This window comes from Corynebacterium sp. HMSC05H05 (assembly GCF_001807265.1).
Taxonomy (GTDB): Bacteria; Actinomycetota; Actinomycetes; order Mycobacteriales; family Mycobacteriaceae; genus Corynebacterium.
In genome coordinates this window covers 102,108-123,078 of the sequence record NZ_KV788388.1, presented here as the reverse complement: position 1 = coordinate 123,078, position 20,971 = coordinate 102,108, and the positions used below count along the sequence as shown (strand labels likewise).

The 20,971-nt window shown below is 63.6% G+C and carries 15 protein-coding genes; 10 read left to right on the top strand and 5 right to left on the bottom strand.

What is annotated here, in order from left to right:
• Positions 1-31 precede the first annotated feature (31 nt).
• The 5 genes from HMPREF3151_RS05490 (at position 32) to HMPREF3151_RS05470 (ending at position 10,133) form a co-directional block, all read left to right on the top strand.
• Complete coding sequence (locus HMPREF3151_RS05490; protein ID WP_083290202.1) at positions 32-2,572, top strand: DEAD/DEAH box helicase; 2,541 nt, start codon at positions 32-34, stop codon at positions 2,570-2,572.
• A 98-nt stretch (positions 2,573-2,670) separates the two neighbouring features.
• Complete coding sequence (locus HMPREF3151_RS05485) at positions 2,671-3,918, top strand: NAD(P)/FAD-dependent oxidoreductase (RefSeq protein WP_070474285.1); 1,248 nt, start codon at positions 2,671-2,673, stop codon at positions 3,916-3,918.
• A gap of 148 nt (positions 3,919-4,066) precedes the next feature.
• On the top strand, positions 4,067-7,498 hold the full coding sequence (locus tag HMPREF3151_RS05480; RefSeq protein ID WP_070474282.1) for a bifunctional proline dehydrogenase/L-glutamate gamma-semialdehyde dehydrogenase: 3,432 nt from the start codon (positions 4,067-4,069) through the stop codon (positions 7,496-7,498).
• Between the two features lie 35 nt (positions 7,499-7,533).
• The gene (locus tag HMPREF3151_RS05475) at positions 7,534-9,048 is read left to right on the top strand and encodes an amino acid permease (RefSeq protein ID WP_083290201.1); all 1,515 of its coding nucleotides are present in this window, start codon (positions 7,534-7,536) and stop codon (positions 9,046-9,048) included.
• Between the two features lie 56 nt (positions 9,049-9,104).
• Positions 9,105-10,133, top strand: coding sequence for an ornithine cyclodeaminase (locus HMPREF3151_RS05470; RefSeq protein ID WP_070474278.1), 1,029 nt, complete (start codon positions 9,105-9,107; stop codon positions 10,131-10,133).
• 86 nt (positions 10,134-10,219) lie between these two features.
• Here the strand turns inward: HMPREF3151_RS05470 and HMPREF3151_RS05465 are convergent, their stop codons facing one another.
• Both HMPREF3151_RS05465 and HMPREF3151_RS05460 read right to left on the bottom strand, forming a co-directional pair.
• Positions 10,220-10,744, bottom strand: coding sequence for an alkylhydroperoxidase, AhpD family (locus HMPREF3151_RS05465; RefSeq protein WP_070474275.1), 525 nt, complete (start codon positions 10,742-10,744; stop codon positions 10,220-10,222).
• 43 nt (positions 10,745-10,787) lie between these two features.
• Complete coding sequence (locus HMPREF3151_RS05460; protein ID WP_070474272.1) at positions 10,788-11,384, bottom strand: peroxiredoxin; 597 nt, start codon at positions 11,382-11,384, stop codon at positions 10,788-10,790.
• 117 nt (positions 11,385-11,501) lie between these two features.
• On the opposite strand from HMPREF3151_RS05460, the gene HMPREF3151_RS05455 reads away from it, so the two are divergent.
• Together HMPREF3151_RS05455 and hrpA are read left to right on the top strand one after the other, a co-directional pair.
• Complete coding sequence (locus HMPREF3151_RS05455; protein WP_070474270.1) at positions 11,502-12,458, top strand: hydrogen peroxide-inducible genes activator; 957 nt, start codon at positions 11,502-11,504, stop codon at positions 12,456-12,458.
• 15 nt (positions 12,459-12,473) lie between these two features.
• Positions 12,474-16,448, top strand: coding sequence for an ATP-dependent RNA helicase HrpA (gene hrpA / locus HMPREF3151_RS05450; RefSeq protein WP_070474268.1), 3,975 nt, complete (start codon positions 12,474-12,476; stop codon positions 16,446-16,448).
• Between the two features lie 15 nt (positions 16,449-16,463).
• Here hrpA and nrdR read toward each other — a convergent pair whose 3' ends face one another.
• Both nrdR and HMPREF3151_RS12215 read right to left on the bottom strand, forming a co-directional pair.
• Positions 16,464-16,922, bottom strand: coding sequence for a transcriptional regulator NrdR (gene nrdR, locus HMPREF3151_RS05445; RefSeq protein ID WP_070474265.1), 459 nt, complete (start codon positions 16,920-16,922; stop codon positions 16,464-16,466).
• 56 nt (positions 16,923-16,978) lie between these two features.
• Entirely contained in the window at positions 16,979-17,101 is a 123-nt protein-coding gene (locus HMPREF3151_RS12215; RefSeq protein WP_256365526.1) for a hypothetical protein, read from the bottom strand.
• A 468-nt stretch (positions 17,102-17,569) separates the two neighbouring features.
• Between HMPREF3151_RS12215 and lexA the strand changes: the two genes are divergently transcribed.
• The 3 genes from lexA (at position 17,570) to HMPREF3151_RS05425 (ending at position 19,506) form a co-directional block, all read left to right on the top strand.
• Positions 17,570-18,250, top strand: coding sequence for a transcriptional repressor LexA (lexA, locus tag HMPREF3151_RS05435; RefSeq protein WP_070474259.1), 681 nt, complete (start codon positions 17,570-17,572; stop codon positions 18,248-18,250).
• Positions 18,251-18,313: 63 nt separating this feature from the next.
• A complete protein-coding gene (locus HMPREF3151_RS05430) occupies positions 18,314-19,099 on the top strand; it encodes a DeoR/GlpR family DNA-binding transcription regulator (protein WP_070474256.1) in 786 nt (261 codons plus the stop codon).
• Positions 19,100-19,236: 137 nt separating this feature from the next.
• Positions 19,237-19,506, top strand: coding sequence for an HPr family phosphocarrier protein (locus HMPREF3151_RS05425; protein WP_070474252.1), 270 nt, complete (start codon positions 19,237-19,239; stop codon positions 19,504-19,506).
• Between the two features lie 77 nt (positions 19,507-19,583).
• Here the strand turns inward: HMPREF3151_RS05425 and HMPREF3151_RS05420 are convergent, their stop codons facing one another.
• Positions 19,584-20,894: a uracil-xanthine permease family protein gene (locus HMPREF3151_RS05420; RefSeq protein WP_070474245.1), complete on the bottom strand. Its 1,311-nt coding sequence runs from the start codon at positions 20,892-20,894 to the stop codon at positions 19,584-19,586.
• Between the last annotated feature and the right edge of the window lie 77 nt (positions 20,895-20,971).

Sequence of the window (20,971 nt, the reverse complement as noted above, 5' to 3'; positions counted from 1 at the left end):
TGTCGGCCGGTCGGCTACGGTGAATGCTGTGATGCTGACCGATTTGCTTGAAGACATTGCGCAGGCCCCTGAATCGCTGTTCGAGGATGCTGTATGGGACTCGTTCAACTCGTGGACGACATCCCGCGGCATCTCGTTGTATCCAGCGCAGGAAGAGGCGTCGCTAGCACTGCTGGCGGGCGATAACGTCATCTTGGCCACCCCCACCGGCTCGGGGAAGTCGATGGTGGCCAACGCCGCGCACTTCATCGCGATGTCGCGCGGCCAGCGCTCGTTCTACACCGCGCCGATCAAGGCCCTGGTGAGCGAGAAGTTCTTCGCTCTGTGCGAGATTTTCGGCGCGGAGAATGTCGGCATGATGACGGGTGATGCGACCGTGAACTCCAATGCCCCGATCATCGCTGCAACAGCAGAGATCGTGGCCAACATCGCATTGCGCGAAGGCAAGGACGCCCGGATCGACCAAGTGGTGATGGACGAGTTCCATTACTACTCCGAGCCGGAGCGTGGTTGGGCGTGGCAGGTGCCCCTGCTCGAGCTGCCGAAGGCACAGTTTCTGCTCATGTCAGCCACGCTCGGCGACACCGCCTGGTTAGAGAAGGATCTCACTGAGCGCACGGGCCGCGAGACCACGTACGTCGGCGGCGCGGAGCGTCCGGTGCCGCTTGATTTCCACTACGTGTTTTCCCCGGTGCACGAGACCATCGAGGAGTTGCTGGAGGACAACAAGGCACCCATTTATGTGGTGCACTTTTCCCAGCGTGAGGCCACGGAACGTGCCCAGGCGTTGACGAGCATGAACATCATCACTCCCGAGGAAAAGCAGCGCATCGCGGAGGAAATCGGGGACTTCCGCTTTACGACGACCTTCGGTAAAACCCTGTCCAAACTGGTCCGCCGCGGCATCGGTGTCCACCACGCGGGCATGCTGCCGAAATACCGCCGATTAGTAGAGCGGCTCTCCCAGACCGGGTTGCTCAAAGTCATCTGTGGAACCGACACGTTGGGCGTGGGCATCAACGTGCCGATCCGCACGGTGCTGATCACGGGCTTGGCCAAGTTCGACGGCACCCGCCAGCGCATCCTGAAGTCCCGCGAGTTCCATCAAATCGCCGGGCGTGCCGGACGTGCGGGCTACGACACCGAGGGCACCGTCGTGGTCGAGGCGCCCGAGCACGAGATCGAGAACGTGAAGCTGCGCCGGAAGGCGGGCGACGACCCGAAGAAGCTGAAGAAGATCCGCAAAAAATCCGCCCGCGACGGCGAGGTCAGTTGGTCCGAGAACACCTTCGAACGCCTCAAGGTTGCCGAGCCGGAGGAGTTGACCAGCCAGTTCAAGGTGTCCAACTCCATGCTGCTCAACGTTGTGGCGCGGCCCGGTAACGGCTACGAGCACATGCGCCATCTGTTGCGTACGAACCACGACCCACGCGCGAAACAAAACCGCGACATCATCCAGGCCGTTAACCTGTTCCGCGGCCTGATCAATGCCGGAGTGGTCGAACGCACGCCGGACTCTCCCGCATTCCGCCCGTACACGCTCACCCAGGAGCTGGACCGCGACTTCGCGCTGAACCAGCCGCTCTCCCCTTTCGCGCTGGCATTTCTCACTTTGCTGGACCCGGAGTCGGAGACTTACGCGCTGGACGTGATCTCCGCGTTCGAGGCCATTCTGGACGATCCGCGCCAGCTGCTGCAGGCCCAGCAAACTGCGGCCCGCGGCGAAGAGATCGCTGCGCTGAAGGCCGAAGGGGTGGACTACACAGAACGCATGGCCATCATCGAGGACGTGACCTACCCCAAACCGCTCGCCGACGAGCTGGACGAGGCGTTCGACACGTTCACCCAGGGCAACCCCTGGGCTAAGGAATTCGAGTTGTCGCCGAAGTCCGTGGTGCGCGACATGATCGAGCACGCAATGACGTTTTCGGATCTCATCGCCACCTACGGCTTGGCCCGCTCCGAGGGCGTGGTGCTGCGCTACCTCACTGACGCGTGGCGCACGCTGTCGTACTCCATCCCGGACGCGTACATGAACGAGGAGCTGGAAGACATTGTTGTCTGGCTTGGCGAGTTGATCAGGCAGGTGGATTCCTCGCTCATCGACGAATGGGCGCACATGACTGGGGACGACCAGCCGGTCAGCCAGGACACCATCGACCGCGAGCTCGCGTTCGGAGTGGAAGATCCCACTGCGCTCACAGCGAACCGACGCGCCTTCACCATCATGGTGCGCAACTACTTCTTCCGCCTGGTGGAACTGTTCGCCTATGAAAAGGAGGACCAGCTGGCGGAGATGCTGGAGTATCTGGAGCCGGATGCCCGGGTGGACTGGCCGGGAGCGATGGACGACTACTTCGACGAATACGACGACGTCGACCTGGGCCCCGACGCGCGGGGGCCGGAATTATTCCATCTGGCGGACACCACGGGTAGGTCCTGGAGAGTCACGCAGATCATCAAAGACCCGGAGGGCGACAATGCTTTCCAATTGCACGGGACTGTCGACCTGGATGCCTCCGATGCGGCCGGCGAAGTACGGCTCTCGGAGTTGGTGATCAAAGGGGGGTAACCGAAGGAACGTCGATAGGCGAAATGCGGGGCGGCGAGCGGTGCGCTGCGGTACATTGCCCTCAGCACAATCGAAATTCTTTGTGAGGAGGACCATAAATGACCCGCACGATCGTCGTGGGAGCCGGCATGACCGGCCTCTCCACCGCTTGGCATCTACAGGAGTACGGCCATGAGGTGGAGGTGCTTGAACGCATCGACGTCGCAGCTGGATCGTCCTGGGGCAACGCCGGCTGGCTGGCACCGGGTAAGACCATTCCCCTGTCAAACTCAAGCCTGTGGGCGTACGGTCCGACCGCACTGTTTGATAAGCACGCCGCGCTCGATGTGCCGGTGCGCATCGACCCGAAGCTGTGGCGGTTCTGCGCGAACTTCATGGCGCACGCAACCGGCCGCGCCTGGGACAAGACGATGGCGGGTCTGACAAAGGCGGACCTCGCAGCGCTAGCCGCGTTCGACGAGCTCGAGGCCGGCGGCGTCAAGGCCACCACCCACGAAGGCCCTTTCATCATCGGCTTCGAAAACGAGAAGAAGGCTGGCGGCTTTCTCAAAGAGGTCGAAGGCGCGCAGCGCCACGGCCAGGACATCCCGTTCGAGCAGATCACGCTAGACGACGCCCGCACGGACGCCCCGATGCTCACCGACAAGGTGGGCGCGACCTACCGCATGGGCGGCCAACGCTTCATCGAGCCGGGGCCGTACTGCCAGGCGATTGCGGACTCCATCGTGGAGCGCGGCGGCAAAGTCACCACAGGCGTGGAAGTTGTCGAGGTCAGCTCCACCCGCAAGCCTGCCGTGAAGCTCGCCACCGGCGACTGGCTCCACGCCGACAACGTCGTGCTGGCAACCGGCGCTTGGCTGCCGAAGCTGGCCAAGGACCTCGGCGTGACCACCCTGGTCCAGGCAGGTCGCGGCTACTCCTTTTCCGTGGAGACCGCAGAGCCGGCGACCTGCCCGGTGTACCTGCCGGACCCGAAGATCGCCTGCACCCCGTACCAGGGCCGGTTCCGCATCGCGGGCACGATGGAGTTCCGTGGCCCCGACGAGCCGTTCCAGCCAGGGCGCATCGCGTCCATGATCCACACCACCAAGCCCTTCTTCCGCGGCATCGACTGGGAGGACCGGCAGGACGAGTGGGTCGGCTCCCGCCCGGTGACCCCGGACGGCCTGCCGCTTGTGGGCGCAACCAAGGTGCCGAACGTGTACACCAATGGCGGGCACGGTATGTGGGGCATCATCCTCGGACCGCTGTCCGGCAAGATGCTGGCGAAGCAGATTGAGACCGGTGAGGTGGACGAGACCATCGCGCCGTTCGACCCGCTGCGCGGCCCCTTCGGCGGACTCTAACCCCCTCCCCCCTTAGCCCCGGAAACCTACGTTTTCCGGGGCTTTTGTGCGTCTGCAGCGAATCTTTTGCAAAACAGTGGTCTATCGCGGAGTTTTGCATTAGTTTGTGGGCTGTCACATAGGACTGTTTTAGTGGTAAGGAACACATATGCCGAACTTGCTCACCAACCAGCTCCCGCCGGAGAACACCGCTGACCTCGACCATGTTGTCGATGCCGCGGTGGCCCGCGCACATCACTGGATGGAAGCGACCGCTGACGCTGATGCGGACGATGCCCAGACACAGCAACTCGCTGAGATGCTGCGCGACGACAACGGTGTCCGCTTCACTATGGACTTCGTCGACCGCGTGATGCGCCCCGAAGACAACCGCGTGGCAGCGAACGCGCTACGCGCGATCACCAAGGGCGTCGACGCCTCCTTCCTCGGCCGCATCAACGCCCTACTCGTCGGTGCCGGTGCCTTCGTCGGCCCGTTCCTGCCCTTCGTCGTTGTCCCGGCGGCGCGCATGCGCTTGCGGCAGTTGGTGGGCCACCTCGTGCTCGACGCGGAGTCCGACGCGTTGAACAACCTGCTCGACAACGCCGAGAAGCGCGGCGAGCAGCTCAACCTCAACCTGCTGGGTGAGGCCGTGCTCGGCGAGAAGGAAGCGACGGACCGCGCGGAGCGCACCCTGAACCTGATCAAGAACCCGCGGGTGACCTACGTGTCCGTCAAGGCGTCTTCCATGGTCTCCCAGCTCAATCACTGGGACTACGACGAGTGCGTGCGCCTGGTCAAAGACCGCATCCGCCCGCTGTACCGCGCCGCGCGCGACCGCAGCCCCCAGGTGTTCATCAACATGGACATGGAGGAGTACCACGACCTCCACCTCACGCTCGACGTGTTCACCCAGCTGCTCAGCGAGGACGAGTTCAAGGACTATCAGGGCGGTATCGTGCTGCAGGCCTATCTGCCAGACACGCTCGGAGCACTGGAGTATCTCGCCGACTTTGCGAGGCAGCGCGTGGCAGGCGGCGGCTCCAAGATCAAGATCCGTCTGGTCAAGGGCGCGAACCTGTCCATGGAGCGCCACCACGCAGAGGTTAAAGGCTGGGCGCAGGCGCCCTACCTGACCAAGGACGAGGTGGATGCGAACTACTACCGCCTGCTCGACTTCATCGTCCGCCCCGAGTACGCCGACAGCGTGGCCATCGGTATCGCCTCCCACAACCTGTTCACCTCCGCACTGGCCTACGAGCTGGCGCAGCGCCGCGGTGTCACCAGCATGCTCGACTCGGAGATGCTGCAGGGCATGTCGCCGGCGCAGCAGCAGATCGTGCGCGAGGCCTACGGCCGCCAGATTCTGTACACCCCCGTCGTGCGCAAGGAAGACTTCGATGTGGCGGTGAGCTACCTCGTGCGCCGTCTCGAAGAAAACGCCGCGCCGCAGAACTTCCTGCATGCCCTGTTCGCCCCAAAGACCGCCAAGCGTGACCCTATTAAGGAGCAGGAGGACGTCTTCCGCTGGGCGGTGGACAATCGCTGGGGCGTGCACAACGGCCCGAACCGTGTGCAGGACCGCACCAACGAGACCGGGCGCCAAGTCGCCGCAGAGGCCGGCACTACCGGCCGCTTCTTCAACGAGCCAGACACGGACCCCGCGCTTGAAGCCAACCGCGCGTGGGCAATCGAGCACCTGACAAACCCGCCAGTCGTGGATACCGGTGAGGAGATCACGGATCCCTCCGTGATTGCCGACCACATCTCGCGCGCCCAGGAAGCGCAGAAGGCCTGGGGCGCGCTTTCCACGCACGAGCGCGCGGACGTCCTCGACGCAATCGGCGACGAGATTGCGCGCCGCCGCGGCGACTTCGTCGCGGTCGCCGCGCACGAGGCCGGCAAGACGGTGGACCAGTCTGACCCGGAGATCTCCGAAGCGATCGATTTCTGCACCTACTACGCCGACAGCGCCCGCCATCTGGACGAGATCGCCGCGGACTTCGAGCCGAACAAGCTCACCGTGGTCGTCCCGCCGTGGAACTTCCCGGTGGCCATCCCAACCGGCGGCGTGGTGGCAGCGCTGGCCGCCGGCTCCGCCGTCATCCTCAAGCCGGCGCCGCAGGTGACGCAGTGCGCGAAGCTCATCGCGGACTGCATCCAGGCGGTCTTCGCTGACAAGGGCATCAACGCCGACACCGTGCAGTATGTGCGCGCGGACGAAGGCGAAGCGGGCAAGGCACTGCTTACCGACGACGCCGTGGACGCCATCATCCTCACCGGCGCCTCCGAAACCGCGCAGCTGTTCAAGTCCTGGAACCCGAAGCTCAACGTCATGGCGGAGACCTCCGGAAAGAACGCGATCATCATCACCCCATCCGCGGACCCGGACCTCGCGGTCAACGACCTGTACCTGTCGGCTTTCGGCCACTCGGGCCAGAAATGTTCCGCAGCCTCGCTGGCCATCCTCGTCGGCTCCGCCGGCGAATCCGACCGCTTGATACACCAGCTGCTTGACGCCGCCTCCACCCTGGTGGTGGGCCCAGGCACAGACTTGTCCACCACGATGAACGGCCTGATCGAGGCCCCGGGCGAGAAGCTCGAGCGCGGCCTGACCACGCTGGAGCCGGGCGAGACGTGGTTGCTCAAGCCGCGCAAGCTCGACGATGAGGGCAAGTTCTGGTCCCCCGGCATCCGCGACGGCGTCACGCCCGGCTCCTGGTACCACCAGAACGAGTGCTTCGGCCCGGTGCTGGGCATCATGCACGCCAAGGATTTGGACGAGGCGATTGAGTGGCAGAATTCCACCGGCTTCGGCCTCACCGCCGGCATCCACACTCTCGACGGCGAGGAAATCACCACGTGGCTCGACCGCGTCGAGGCCGGCAATGTCTACGTCAACCGCGGCATCACGGGCGCGATCGTGCAGCGCCAGCCGTTCGGTGGCTGGAAGAAGTCCTCTGTGGGGCCCGGCGCGAAGGCTGGTGGGCCGAACTACGTCGCGCAGATGGGCACCTGGCGGGAGCGGGCGGAGCTGGCGCCGTCGTTAGGCGTGAGCATCTCAGCGAAGGTGCAGGAGCTTCTCGACGCGTTTCGCGCCAACGTAAGCGACGAGGACTTCGGCTGGCTTTCCCGCGCCGCCGAGTACGACCAGCGCGCGTGGGATAGCGAGTTCGGCCGCGGCCACGACCACTCCTGTCTGCGCTCGGAGGCCAACATCTTCCGCTACCGCAGCACCCTCGAGCCGGTAGTGGTGTACGTGGGCGAGGGCTACCAGCTGCGAGAGGTGTACCGCCAGCTGCTCGCCGCCGCGATCACCGGCACCGAGGTGCGTGTGGTTGCCCCGGATGCGATTGCCCGTGAGCTCGAGGCGGCGGATGTCGCCGTCGACGCACACGCCGTCACCGGCACGCCTGAGCGCATCCGCGTCGTGGGCGTGGCACCCGAGGCGCTCTACGGCGACATCGCCACCGCGGTCATCGACGGGCCCGTGCTCATCGACGGGCGCCGCGAGCTCCTTCCCTACCTGCTGGAGCAGGCCGTCTCAGCGACGCTGCACCGCTTCGGCGTAATCCACGATCCGGCCAACATCCGGAACTAAGACCCCGTCCACCTAGACACACAGGGAGCACCCTGATGACTACTGCCCCTCCACCACAATCGGACGCGTCGTCACGGCCGAAAGCCGGCGTTGTCCCCGACGAAGACGCGGGTCTGCAGAAAGGCCTGTCAACGCGTCAGATCAACATGATCGCCATCGGCTCGGCGATCGGCACCGGTCTGTTCCTCGGCGCGGGTTCGCGCCTGCAGGCGGCCGGCCCGGCGCTGGCGCTCATGTACCTGCTGTGCGGGTTCATCGGCTATCTCATCCTGCGCAGCTTGGGCGAGCTGATCGCCCACCGCCCAACCTCCGGATCGTTCGTGTCATACACCCGCGAGTTCTACGGCGAGAAGGCAGCGTACGTCTCCGGTTGGCTGTACTGGTTCAACTGGGCCGCCACCGCGGTAGCGGACGCGACCGCGCTTGCCATCTACATCCGCTGGTTCGGCCAGTACTACGGCTGGATCAACGATGTGCCGCAGTGGGTCTACGCCCTGATCATTATCGCGCTGGTCACCGGCATGAATCTTGTGTCGGTGAAGTTCTTCGGCGAGATGGAGTTCTGGTTCTCGCTGATCAAGGTGCTATTCCTGCTCACCTTCCTCGCTGTGGGCACCTTCATGGTGATCTTCGGCAATCCGAGCGGCGACATGACCGGACTGACGCTTATCACGGACAACGGCGGCTGGTTCCCCAACGGCGTGCTGCCCGCGCTGATTGTGATCCAGGGTGTCGTCTTCGCCTTCGCCGGCATTGAGCTGCTCGGCACCACCTCTGGCGAAGCGAAGAACCCGAAGAAGGACATTCCGCGCGCGATCAACGCCGTCGTTTTCCGCTTGCTGCTGTTCTACTTCGGCTCGGTCCTGCTGCTGTGCATGCTCTTGCCCTACACCGAATACTCGGGCGATGAGTCACCGTTTGTGACCTTCTTCGATTCCATCGGCGTGCCGTACGCAGGTGCCATCACGCAGCTGGTGGTCATCACCGCTGCGCTGTCCTCGCTCAACGCGGGCCTGTACTCCACCGGCCGCATCATGTACTCGCTGTCCAAGGCGGGCTCCGCCCCGCAGTGGGCGGGCAAGGTGACCAAGGGCGGCGTGCCCTACGGCGGCATCTTGCTCACCACCGGTGTCGCGCTGTTCGGCGTGGTGCTGAACTACTTCGTGCCGGAAGCCGCATTCGAGGTGGTGCTCAACATCGCGGCGCTGGGCACGATGGCCTCGTGGGCAGCGATCTCGCTGTCCCACATGCGTTTTGTCCGGCTGGCGCGCCAGGGCAAGTACACCCGCCCCGACTACCGCGCACGGTTCTCCCCGTTCACGGACATAGTCTCCCTGCTGTTCTTGGTGCTGGTCGTCGTCCTCATGGCCTTCGACTACCCCATCGGCACATGGACGCTGGTGGTGTCGCTGCTGATGTGGCCGGCGCTCGCGTGGGGCTGGTTCAAGGTGCGCGACCGGGTGGAATTCATCTCCCGGTCCCACGTGAACTACGAGAAGATTACCGGCGAGCAAGCCCCCGACATCGACCCGCCGCGGCGCAGCCCGTAGCGCCGCTGCACAGGTATCCAACAACTAAGACAACCCAAACCCCGAAAGGACAATCAATGCCTCAGCTCGTAGACGTGAAGAACATGTGCCGTTGGATCAACCACCACGGCGTGGAGAAACTCATCGCCGGTATCCAGAGCTACATCGAAGAGGACTTCGTGCGCTGGGAAAGCTTTGACAAGATCCCGCGCGTGGCCAGCCACACCCCCATCGGCGTGATTGAGCTCATGCCCACTTCGGATTCCAACGAGTACGCGTTCAAGTACGTCAATGGCCACCCGTCCAACCCGGCCCGCGGCTACCAGACCGTCACCGCGTTCGGCGTGCTGGCGGATGTGGACAACGGCTACCCCACCTTCGAGGCTGAGATGACGCTGCTGACCGCGCTGCGCACCGCCGCCACCTCCGCAATGGCAGCGAAGTACCTCGCACGTAAGGATTCCGAGGTCATGGCGATGATTGGCGCAGGCTCACAATCCGAATTCCAGGCGCTGGGCTTCCGTGCGGCGCTGGGCATCGAGCGTGTGCGCATCTTCGATATCGATCCGGATGCGATGGAGAAATTCCGCCGGAACATCGAGCCGCTCGGCATCGAGGTCTACATGGCCGCCAGCGTCGAGGACGCGGTCGAAGGCGCTGACATCATCACCACCTGCACTGCGGATAAGGCCCAGAACACGATCCTGGACTACTCGCTTGTCCGCCCCGGCGTGCACCTCAACGGCGTCGGGGGCGACTGCCCCGGCAAGACTGAGCTGGATGCGCGAATCCTCGACGACGCCACCGTGTTCGTCGAGTTCCCGCCGCAGACTCGCATCGAGGGCGAGATCCAGAACAAGGACGACAACTTCGAGGTCGTGGAGCTGTGGAAGGTCATTGCCGGCAAGCACGAGGGCCGCACTAGCGACGAGGAGATCACCCTGTTCGACTCCGTCGGCTTCGCCATCGAGGATTTCTCCGCGCTGCGCTACCTGCGCGATTCTGTGGCGGGCACCGAGTTCCAGGAGTTCATCGACCTGGTCGCGGATCCGGAAGATCCAAAGGATTTGTTCTCCTTGACCACGAACGTGCTGAGCCCGCTGTAAAAGGCCCGCTTCACGGCGAAACCTCCGGCAGTTCCCCGCAGATTGCGGGATCCTGCCGGAGGTTTTGCCGTCGTCAAGCTCGATGCTTAGCGGGCGTCCTCGATGGTCAGCGCCTGAGCCACTGCCTGGACGACGCCTGCGACCTTGACGGCCTCCCAGACCTGCTCCTTGGTCACGCCCTCCTCGCGGACGATGTTGGCGTGTGCCACGGCGCAGTGCTCGCAGCCGTTGATGGCGGAAACTGCGAGCGACCACAGCTCGAAGTCGGCCTTTTCCACGCCCGGCTTCGAGATGATGTTCATGCGCAGGCCAAACTTCACGTTGGCGTAGTCGTCGCCGAGCCAGCCCTTGGCGCGGTAGGCGACGTTGTTCATCGCCATAACGGTGGCGGCGCCGTATGCGGCCTCCACCGCCTCGTCGGAGAGGTGCTCCTTGGCTTCCTCAGCGATCTCTGCGATGACCTTCGCGTTGCGGGTCGCTGCCGCGGATGCGAGCAAGGTACCCCAAAGCTGCTGCTCGCTGAGCTCGGTGGAGCGGGTCAGCGAACCGAGGTTGAGCTTCTGGTCCTTCGCGTACTCGGGCAGTGCGCCGCGCAGGTTCTCAATGGACATCGTGTTCTCCTTTGCCGGACGGGGTTGACTAAAACAGGGGGTTTTACTTCAGGGACTCCTGGACCACGGCCATCTTGTCGATGTTCTTGGTCGGGTCGTTCTTCTGCCAGTCGCAGGCGCAGACTTCCTCGGACTGCAGTGCGTCGAGCACACGCAGAACCTCGTCGACGTTGCGGCCGACCGCGTCCGGGGTGACCGAGACGAACTGGATAACACCGTCCGGATCAATGATGAAGGTTGCGCGGTCTGCAACGCCGTCAGCGTTCTCGACGCCGAGTGCGCGAATCAGGTCGTGGCGCACATCAGCGAACATCGGGAACGGGACATCCAGCAGGTCCTCGTGGGTCGCGCGCCAGTTGAAGTGGGAGTACTCGTTGTCGGTGGAGCCGCCGAGCACCTGGGTGTCGCGGTCCTCGAACTCCTCGTTGAGCCTGCCGAATGCGGCGATCTCGGTCGGGCAGACGAAGGTGAAGTCCTTCGGGTAGAAGAAGACGATCTTCCACTTGCCCTCGTACTTGTCCAGCGACACGTTCTCGAAGTAGTCGTCCGGGGAAGACGCGTTAGCTTCCTTCAGGTTGCCGCCCTTCAGCGCGACGAGGTCGAACTCCGGGAAACGCTCTCCAACAGTCATGATCGGCATAGAAATTCCTCCAAAGAAACTGGTCAAAGGGATTTTTCAACGGACAGCAACCAGTATGACATAGATCGCCCCGGCTTTCAACGTAAAAACTTATGAACTTCGTGTAGGTTCATAGGCATGACCAATAGAGAGTATAAACCGACGCTCGCTCAGCTCCGGACATTTGTCACCGTCGCCGAGCAAAAGCACTTCGTCTCCGCGGCGAACAAGCTCGGCATCTCGCAGCCGTCCCTGTCGCAAGCCCTCGCCGCCTTGGAAGCCGGACTGGGTATCCAGCTGATCGAACGCTCCACCCGGCGCGTCATCGTCACCCCCACCGGCGAGGAGCTCCTCCCCTTTGCCAAAGCAACGCTAGAAGCGGCGGACGCGTTCGTGGCGCAATCCCGCGGCGCTCTGGGGGTACTGTCCGGGCCGCTGAACATCGGCGTGATCCCCACCATCGCGCCATATATCCTGCCGACGCTGCTGAAGCTTTTGGAAGATGAGTACCCGGACTTGGAGCCGCGCATCGTGGAGAACCAGACCGAGGAGCTGCTGCAGCGGCTTCGCGACGGCCAAATCGACGTCGCAGTGCTCGCCACCCCGACCGGCGCCACCGGGGTTTCGGAAATCCCGCTGTACGACGAAACCTTCGCCGTTGTCACCTCCCCCGACAACCCAATGGCCGGACGCAAAGATCTCGACCTCAATGCGCTGCACGACCTCGAACTGCTGTTGCTGGACGACGGGCATTGCCTCCGCGACCAGATTGTGGAGCTGTGCAAGATAGCCGAGGTTAACCGCTCCCCCGGCGCACAGTCGGTTACCCGCGCCGCATCGCTGACCACGGTCGTGCAGCTGGTCGTAGCCGGGCTCGGCTCCACGCTGGTGCCCGTCTCGGCACTGTCCGCAGAGTGCGAGCGCCCCGGCATCGCTGTTGCCACGTTCGGCCCCGGCGTGGACGCGAAGCGTACCGTGGGGCTAGCCATGCGGGCCTCATCGCGGCGTCGTCCGGAGTTCGAGCAGCTCGGCGAGTTGATCACCCGCGCCTTCGAGGAAGCGACGGAATCGAACCGCAAGCTGCTGCCGCGCTAGACTCGCGGTCTGGTTATGAATGAGCACGCATCCCCCGAATCCCCAACGTCGCCTCCCACGAAGCCGCAGCTGTACGAAGCGCTCGACGGCGTCCCGATCGCGGACGTGCGCAGGTTCCGCCGGCGGCTGAAGAAGGCCAATTCCCCAGGGGCCTTGAAGGCGATTGGCGCGGACGTGGACAAGGCGAAAGCTGCCGTCGCTAAGCGCGCTGCCCTCATCCCCGAGATCGCGTACCCGGACCAGCTTCCCGTCTCTGCACGGCGCGAGGACATCATGGAGCTGGTGCGCGACAACCAGGTCGTGGTCATCGCGGGCGAGACCGGTTCCGGCAAGACAACCCAGATTCCGAAGATGCTGCTGGAGTTGGGCCGGGGCCGCCGCGGCCTGATCGGGCACACCCAGCCGCGCAGGCTGGCCGCACGCACGGTGGCGGAGCGCATCGCCGACGAGTTGGGGCAGGACATCGGCGAATCCGTCGGCTACGCCATCCGCTTCGACGACCGTGTCTCCGACTCCACCGCAGTGAAGCTGATGACGGACGGCATCCTGCTCGCTGAGATGCAGCGCGACAGGTTCTTAAACGCCTACGACACGATCATCATCGATGAGGCGCACGAGCGTTCGCTGAACATCGATTTTCTGCTCGGGTACTTGAAGCGGCTGCTGCCGAAGCGCCCGGATCTGAAGGTGATTGTCACCTCCGCAACCATTGACCCGGAGGCGTTCGCGGAGCACTTCGCCGACGCCGAGGGCAACCCCGCCCCCATCATCGAGGTCTCCGGCCGCACCTACCCGGTGGAGATCCGCTACCGCCCGCTGGTGGAGCAGGTGCAGGGCAAAGACGGCTCGATCAAGGAGATCGACACCGACATGATCGACGGTGTGGTCGACGCCTGCAAGGAACTCATGCGCGAGGGCGACGGCGACATCTTGTGCTTCTTCGCCTCCGAGCGTGACATCCGCGACTGCATGGAAGCCATTGAAAAACAGCACTGGCGCGGCGTGGAAGTCGTGCCTCTGTTCGGCCGCCTGTCCAACGCGGAGCAGCACCGAGTCTTTGCCCCGCACTCCGGCCGGCGCATCGTGCTGTCCACCAACATCGCGGAAACGTCGCTGACCGTGCCGGGAATCCACTACGTGGTGGACACCGGTTTGGCGCGCATCTCGCGCTACTCCACCCGTACCAAGGTGCAGCGTCTGCCCATCGAGGAAATTTCACAGGCCTCCGCCAACCAGCGCTCCGGCCGCTCCGGCCGCATCGCAGACGGCGTGGCCATCCGTCTGTACTCCGAGGACAACTTCGAGGCGCGCCCCGAGTTCACCGACCCGGAAATCCTGCGCACCAACCTGGCCTCCGTTGTGCTGCAAATGATCTCCCTGCGCTTGGGCGACATCAACGACTTCCCCTTCATTCAGCCGCCGGATAGAAAGGCCGTGCGCGACGGGTTGCTGCTCCTGCACGAACTCGGCGCAATCTCGGACAAGGAGCGCGACGGTGCACCCGTGCTCACCGCGGTTGGACGCGACATCGCTCGCATCCCGGTGGATCCAAAGATGGCGCGCATGCTGGTGGAGGCCAACCGGCTCGGCGTGCTCGACGACGTCACCGTGATCGTGGCCAGCATGACCATCCAGGACGTGCGCGAGCGCCCCTTGGAGTACCAGGCCCAAGCCGACCAAGCTCACGCCCGGTTCAAGGACACCACCTCAGACTTCCTGTCCTCGCTGAAGTTGTGGGACTACATCGGCGACTCGCGCGACGAGCTGTCCGGCAACGCCTTTCGTAAACGCATGAAGCGCGAGTTCTTGCACTACATGCGTATCCGCGAATGGTTCGACCTCGTGCGGCAGCTGCGCGATGTGGAGCGCCAGCTGGGCTGGTCGCGCGCCGAAAACGTCGCTGGTGAGCGCGACGCCGACGCAATCCACAAGTCGCTTTTGACCGGACTGTTGTCCAACATCGGTGCCCGTGACGGCAATTCGAAGGAATTCCAGGGGGCGCGCGGAACGCGGTTTTTGGTGTTCCCGGGGTCGTCGCTCAGCAAAAAGCCCCCAGAGTTCCTCATGGCCGCCGAGCTGGTGGAGACCTCACGCCTGTGGGCGCGCGACGTAGCGAAAATCGAGCCCGCCTGGGTGGAAACGACAGCGGGCGAACTGATGAAGCACAGCTATTCCGAACCAGTATGGTCGCGGAAGCGTTCGGCCGCCATGGTGCACCAAAAGTCGATGCTCTACGGCGTGACCATCGTGCGCGACCGTCTTGTGCCGTACCACCGTGTGGACGCAGAAGGCGCGCGCAACATGTTTATCCGCCACGCCCTGCTCGAGGGCGATTGGAACCGCCACCACCACTTCATCGACCACAACGAAGCGCTGCTCGCCGAAGCTGCTGAGGTAGAGGAAAAGGTGCGCCGGCGCGGCCTGGTGGTAGACGAGGACACCCTGTTTGAGTTCTACGACTCGCGCCTGCCCAAGAGCGTGACCACCGCCCGCCATTTCGACTCCTGGTGGAAGAAGAAGCGGGCAGAGGACAAGCACTACCTGGACTTCGATCCCGCCGCACTCGTCGACGACGAGGGCGTGGATTCATCCGCCACCGCCTTCCCCGAGGTGTGGCGTCAAGGCTCTATCGACTACGCGCTGCGCTACAAGTTCGAACCGGGCGATCCTTTCGACGGCGTCACCGTAGACGTTCCCGTGCCCCTTTTGGCCAATCTGCGGCCGGAGGGTTTTGACTGGCTGGTGCCGGGTCTGCGCTCGGAGCTTGCCGCGGAATACATCCGCACGCTACCGAAGGCCCTGCGCAAGACCGTGGTGCCGGCGCCTGACTTCGCTGAGCGAGCCCTCGACGCAATCCAGGCGCAGCAGGACGCCGACGGTGCCGACGAGAACGAGCTGTGCGAAACCCCGTTTGCAGATGCGCTCGCGGATGCGCTGCGCAGCGTCGGTGGGCGCGGCATCAACGGCACCGATTTCAACCCGTCTGCGCTTCCAAAGCATCTGAGGGTGACGTTTGCTGCGATTGACCGCCGCGGGAAGATTGTCGACCACGACACGGATCTCGGCGCGCTAAAGCGCCGCCAGGCTGGCAAGATCAAGTCATCGGTGTCCAAAGCCGGACGCACCTCCGAGTCGGACGCCGTGGCGAAGTGGACCACCGATTCACTCGGTGCGGTGCCGGAGACAGTAAGCACGACTATCGACGGTAACGAGGTTGACGCCTACCCGGCACTCGAGGCCACCAAGGACGGCGTGAAGGTCACCGTGCACCCGACGAAGGCCGCCGCGGACGCCTCCATGGTTACGGCAACACTGACGTTGCTGTTGCGCGAGATCACGGTCAACGCCGGGCAGATGACGAAGGGGCTGCCGCTGCGCCAGAAGGTCGCGGTGGACCGTTACCCGCACGGCGGCGCCGCAGGGCTTGTGGAGGATGCCCGCGTCGCGGTGATCCGCGACCTGATGTTCTCCTCCGGCGGGCCGGTGCGCTCCCCCGAAGAGTTCGGCGCGCTCGTAGACGAAATCAAACCCCAGGTCGCTGGTGGGGTGCGCCGCGTGGTGGTGACGCTGGCGCCCGCGCTCGCGGAGTACGCGAACATCGCCGCGGAACTCCAGCAATGGGAGGGCCCGGCTATCGACGACATGCGGTCGCAGCTGCAGTTCTTCCTGCCGAAGCATGCGGTGACTGTCCACGGCATCGGGCACTTGCAGCATCTGCCCCGCTACATCGACGCAATGCGGATCCGGTTGGAGGACATGCGCCTGGATCCAGACCGCGACGCCGACAGGCAGTCGGTGGTTGACTCGGTGAAGGCCTATTTGGCCCAACGCATGAAGGCGTTGCCCGCTGGCCGCACGAAGACGAAGGCGTACAAGGACATTTTGTGGCTGATTGAGGAGCTGCGTGTGAGCTTGTTTGCGCAGCGGCTGGGAACGCCGAAGCCGGTGAGCCAGCGCCGCATTGAGAAGAAGATTGACGCGCTGCGTTAGCTGCGAAAGCGTGGGTTAGAAGTCTTCGCGGTCGCGGCGGCGCATGAGCCGGATTTCGGACTCGAAGTCGTCCGCGCTTTCGAAAGACTTGTACACGGACGCGAAACGCAAGTACGCCACCTCGTCGAGGGCGCGAAGCGGCTCAAGGACGGCCAAACCGATCTCGTGGGCGGGCACTTGCGAGCTTCCTTGCGCGCGCACGGTTTCTTCGACTTCTTGGGCAAGGCGTTTCAATGCGTCGTCGGTGACATCTCGGCCCTGGCATGCTCGACGCACGCCGACGATAAGCTTGTCGCGATCGAACGGTTCACTCACGCCGTTGCGTTTCACAACGGTCAGCACGGCCTTTTCTATCGTGGTGAAACGCCCCCCGCACTCAGTGCACTCTCTGCGCCGCCGAATGGCGGAGCCGGCTTCGACCAGCCGCGAGTCAGTCACACGAGATTGTTCGTTGTGGCAAAAGGGACAAAACACGGATCTCCACCCCTAGAGTATTCAAGGCTTGGCGTAGCCGTGAGTCTACGCCTTGTCTAGCGCGCAGTTGCCACTGCGGCGGCGTCGGCCGCCTGGCCATGGGTCATCGAGGACGGATCCTCGTCCTGCGCAGAAAAGACACCGCCGAACGCGGAACCGATAAGCAACGCTGCAGTCATGCACACGCCAAGCAGGACCGTATCGCGCGTCTCGTGCCGTGTTTCGAACGGATTCGCATCAGAGGGACCGTCCAAAACTTCACTACGGATCGAGCGCGCATCCGTTCGATGGGAAGTAGAAATCGCTCGAACACCGGCGCCGCCCGACCGACGCTTTGACACAGAATCAACGTCCCACACCTCTGCCGGGGGAACTACAGATGCGGCGCCGGAGCGCGATACGAATGTGTTGTGTACTGGATTGATTGCAACGGACATAGTGCGTCTCCCTTCTTTCTGCGGCACACTTTACGTACGGTGCCGACACGTTCGAATGCCATAACGTTCATATGTTCGAATACGCTTACGTGTTCGATTTATAGCATTGCGCCCGACCCGTGTCCACCCAATGTTTGCAACCATCGAACATAAGTGCCCTATCTGGTAGGTTCGTAGGCGCATCACACCGCCGAGTCCAAGGAGAACGTCATGGCACGAAAGAAGTCCGATCCAGGCAACCCGGATTACAACGCGCTGTCTGACCGTCAGCGCCGCATCCTCCAGGTGATCCAAGACGCTGTAGTCCTGCGCGGCTACCCGCCAAGCATCCGCGAGATCGGTGACGCGGCGGGTTTGCAGTCCACATCCTCTGTCGCGTACCAGCTCAAGGAATTGGAGAAGAAGGGGTTCCTTCGCCGCGATCCGAACAAGCCGCGTGCCGTGGATCTGCGTCAAATGCCAGAGACCGGGCGCAAGAAGCGCAAACCGCAGGAGGCGAAGCCGGAGGATTCCGGCAATGCCCGCTACGTGCCGGTGGTTGGTCAGATCGCGGCAGGTGCACCGATCCTCGCTGAGGAGAATGTGGACACCTACTACCCGCTGCCCGAGGAGTTGCTCGGCGACGGCGATGTGTTCATGCTCAAAGTCGTCGGCGAGTCCATGCGCGAGGCGGGAATCCTCGACGGCGACTGGGTGGTTGTCCGCTCCCAGCCGAATGCGGAGGAAGGCGAGTTCGTCGCAGCACTTCTGGACGGTGAGGCGACGGTCAAGGAGTTCCACCGCGATTCCACCGGCGTGTGGCTCTTGCCCCACAACGATGCCTTCGAGCCGATCAAGGGCGATGAGGCGGAGATCATGGGGCGAGTTATTTCGGTGTTCCGTACTCTGTAATCGGTGCGTTTGCACCGTTTACACACAAACCGGATACAGCACAGCCAGAATCGCAGGAGATCGATGTACGCCGAGGAGCGTAGACGCCAGATTGCGTCTTTGACCGCAGTTGAAGGCCGCGTCATTGTCACTGAGTTGGCGCAGCGCTTCAACGTCACCGCGGAGACGATCCGGCGTGACCTTTCGGCGTTGCACGACGAGGGCGTGGTGCACCGCGTCCACGGCGGCGCGGTTGCGAGTCAGTCCTACCGTTCTACTGAAATCCCGCTGGATGCCCGGCAACGCGCCTCCCTTGCGGCCAAAGCCGCGATTGCAGAGACTGCGCTGAAGTTCGTGCCCGATACGCAAAGCTGCACTATCTTCTTGGACTCGGGCACAACGATCAGCAGCTTGGGCAAGCGTCTGGCGGAGACCCGCGGGAGTCGGGAGTACTCGGTAGTGACCAATTCCATCCCGACCGCCTTGGAGCTGAGCGATTCCGGGTTGCACGACGTGCAGCTGCTCGGTGGCAGTGTCCGGCCGATCAGTCAGGCAGTCGTCGGCAGTACCGCGCTTCGCACCCTCGCGCTTTTGCGCGCCGACGTGGCGTTCGTGGGCACTAACGCGTTGTCCATCGGCCACGGCCTATCCACCGTGGACGCCCAAGAGGCTGCGGTGAAAGCTGCAATGGTGACCAACGCCCGCAGGGTTGTCGTGTTGTGCGATTCCACGAAACTGGGCAACGACTACGTGGTGAGCTTCGCGCCGCTGACGGATATTGATGTGGTGATCACGGACGCCGAAGCGCCCTCTGCCTTCGTGGATGAGCTACGTTCGCACGGTATTGAGGTCGTGCTCGCGCAGCCCTAGCAGCCTAGTAGTGTCTCGCCCCGCGCGTTCCGCTGGGGCGCTCTGTGACTTTCTGCGCGAATATGGTGGCATCTTCGCCAGTTTGCGACCTACACTCGTTGCAGACCTGAATGAAAAACAAAGGAAAGGACACCCGAATGGCTTCCAAGACTGTGAAGGTCGGTTCCACCGTCGGGCTGCACGCACGCCCGGCCACGGTGATCGCGGACGCTGCCGGCGAGTACGATGATGAGATTCTGCTGACCCTTGTCGGCGGCGATGATGACGACGAGACGGACGCCGCTTCCTCGCTGATGATTATGGCGATGGGTGCGGAGCACGGCGACGAGGTCACCGTCACTTCCGACAACGCCGACGCCGTCGAGAAGATTGCGGCCCTGATCGAGCAGAACCTCGACGAGGAGTAAGCACTCTTCGCTTTACGACGAGCTCACGCCCGGGCATACGTCGCCCGGGCGTTTTCATGTGCAGTGATGACCGCCCGCTAGAAGGTGGACGGCTTCGGCACCTCGAAGTCCTTGCGGTACTGCCCCTCCCCTAACGTGTCGTACGCCCAGCGCATCAGCGGGTAGATCACGATGATGCCAACCGAGCCCAGCGCGATGCCTTCTAACGTCACAGCGCCCACATCCAGGGTGAGGTTGCCGATGCCCACAATCAGCGCAACCGCGGCCGCCGTCAGGTTCGCGGGATCGGTGAAGTCCACCTTGTTGTCCTGCCAGATGCGCACGCCCAGCATGCCGATGAGCCCGTAGAGGACCAGGCACGCGCCGCCGAGCACACCAGCTGGGATGGTGAAGATCACGGCGCCGAACTTCGGGATGAACGCCAGCACGATCGCAAACGCGGCGGCGACCCAGTACGCGGCTGTGGAGTACACCTTCGTCGCCGCCATTACTCCGATGTTCTCCGCGTACGTGGTGGTGCCGGAGCCGCCGAAACCGCCGGCGAGCGTGGTGGCAATGCCGTCGCCGATCAGCGCGCGGCCCTGCATGTCGTCGAGGTTGCGCCCAGTCATCTCGGACACAGCCTTGACGTGGCCGACGTTCTCCGCGATTAGCACGACCAACACGGGCAGAGTCACCAGCACCGCGGAAACGTGGAACTCCGGGCTGTGGAACTGTGGCAGTCCGATCCACGGCGCGTCGCCGATGGTTTGCAGCGCGTCGTCGCCCAAGCCACCCGTCAAAGCGGCGAACAGCCATCCGGCAAGCACACCGGCGAGGATGGACAAGCGAGAGAGCAGTCCGCGGGTGGCCACGGTGACCACCACAACCGTCAACAGTGTCACCGCCGCCACCCAGGGTTGGGTTTGCACGTTTGAGACCGCAGTTGGCGCGAGGTTGAAGCCGATGAGCGCGACGATGGCGCCAGTCACCACAGGCGGCATCACCGCGTCGATGACGCGCTTGCCCGCCCATTCGACGACGATGCCGACGAGGATGAGCGCCACACCGGTCAGCAGCACTCCGCCCAGCTGCGCGCCGACGCCGTACTGCTGTGAGGCCGTCAGTGGTGCGATAAACGCGAAGGACGAGCCCAGGTAGCTGGGGACTTTGTTGCGGGTGATCAGCAAAAAGATAATGGTGCCCAGGCCGGAGAACAGCAGTGTGGTGTTCACCGGGAATCCTGTCAGGGTGGGCACCAGTAGTGTGGCGCCGAACATGGCTACCACGTGCTGCATGCCGATGCCGATGGTGCGCGGCCAGCTCAGCCGCTCGTCCGGGGCGACAACAGCCCCGGGGCGCACAGTGCGCCCGTCTCCGTGAATGGTCCAGCCGAAAGTGTGAGTCACGAAATGCCATTATCACCCCGCCAGCGGAGTTTTCCTGTGTCGGGGGTAGACGGCGGGCAAAGTACACAGCTCTCAGA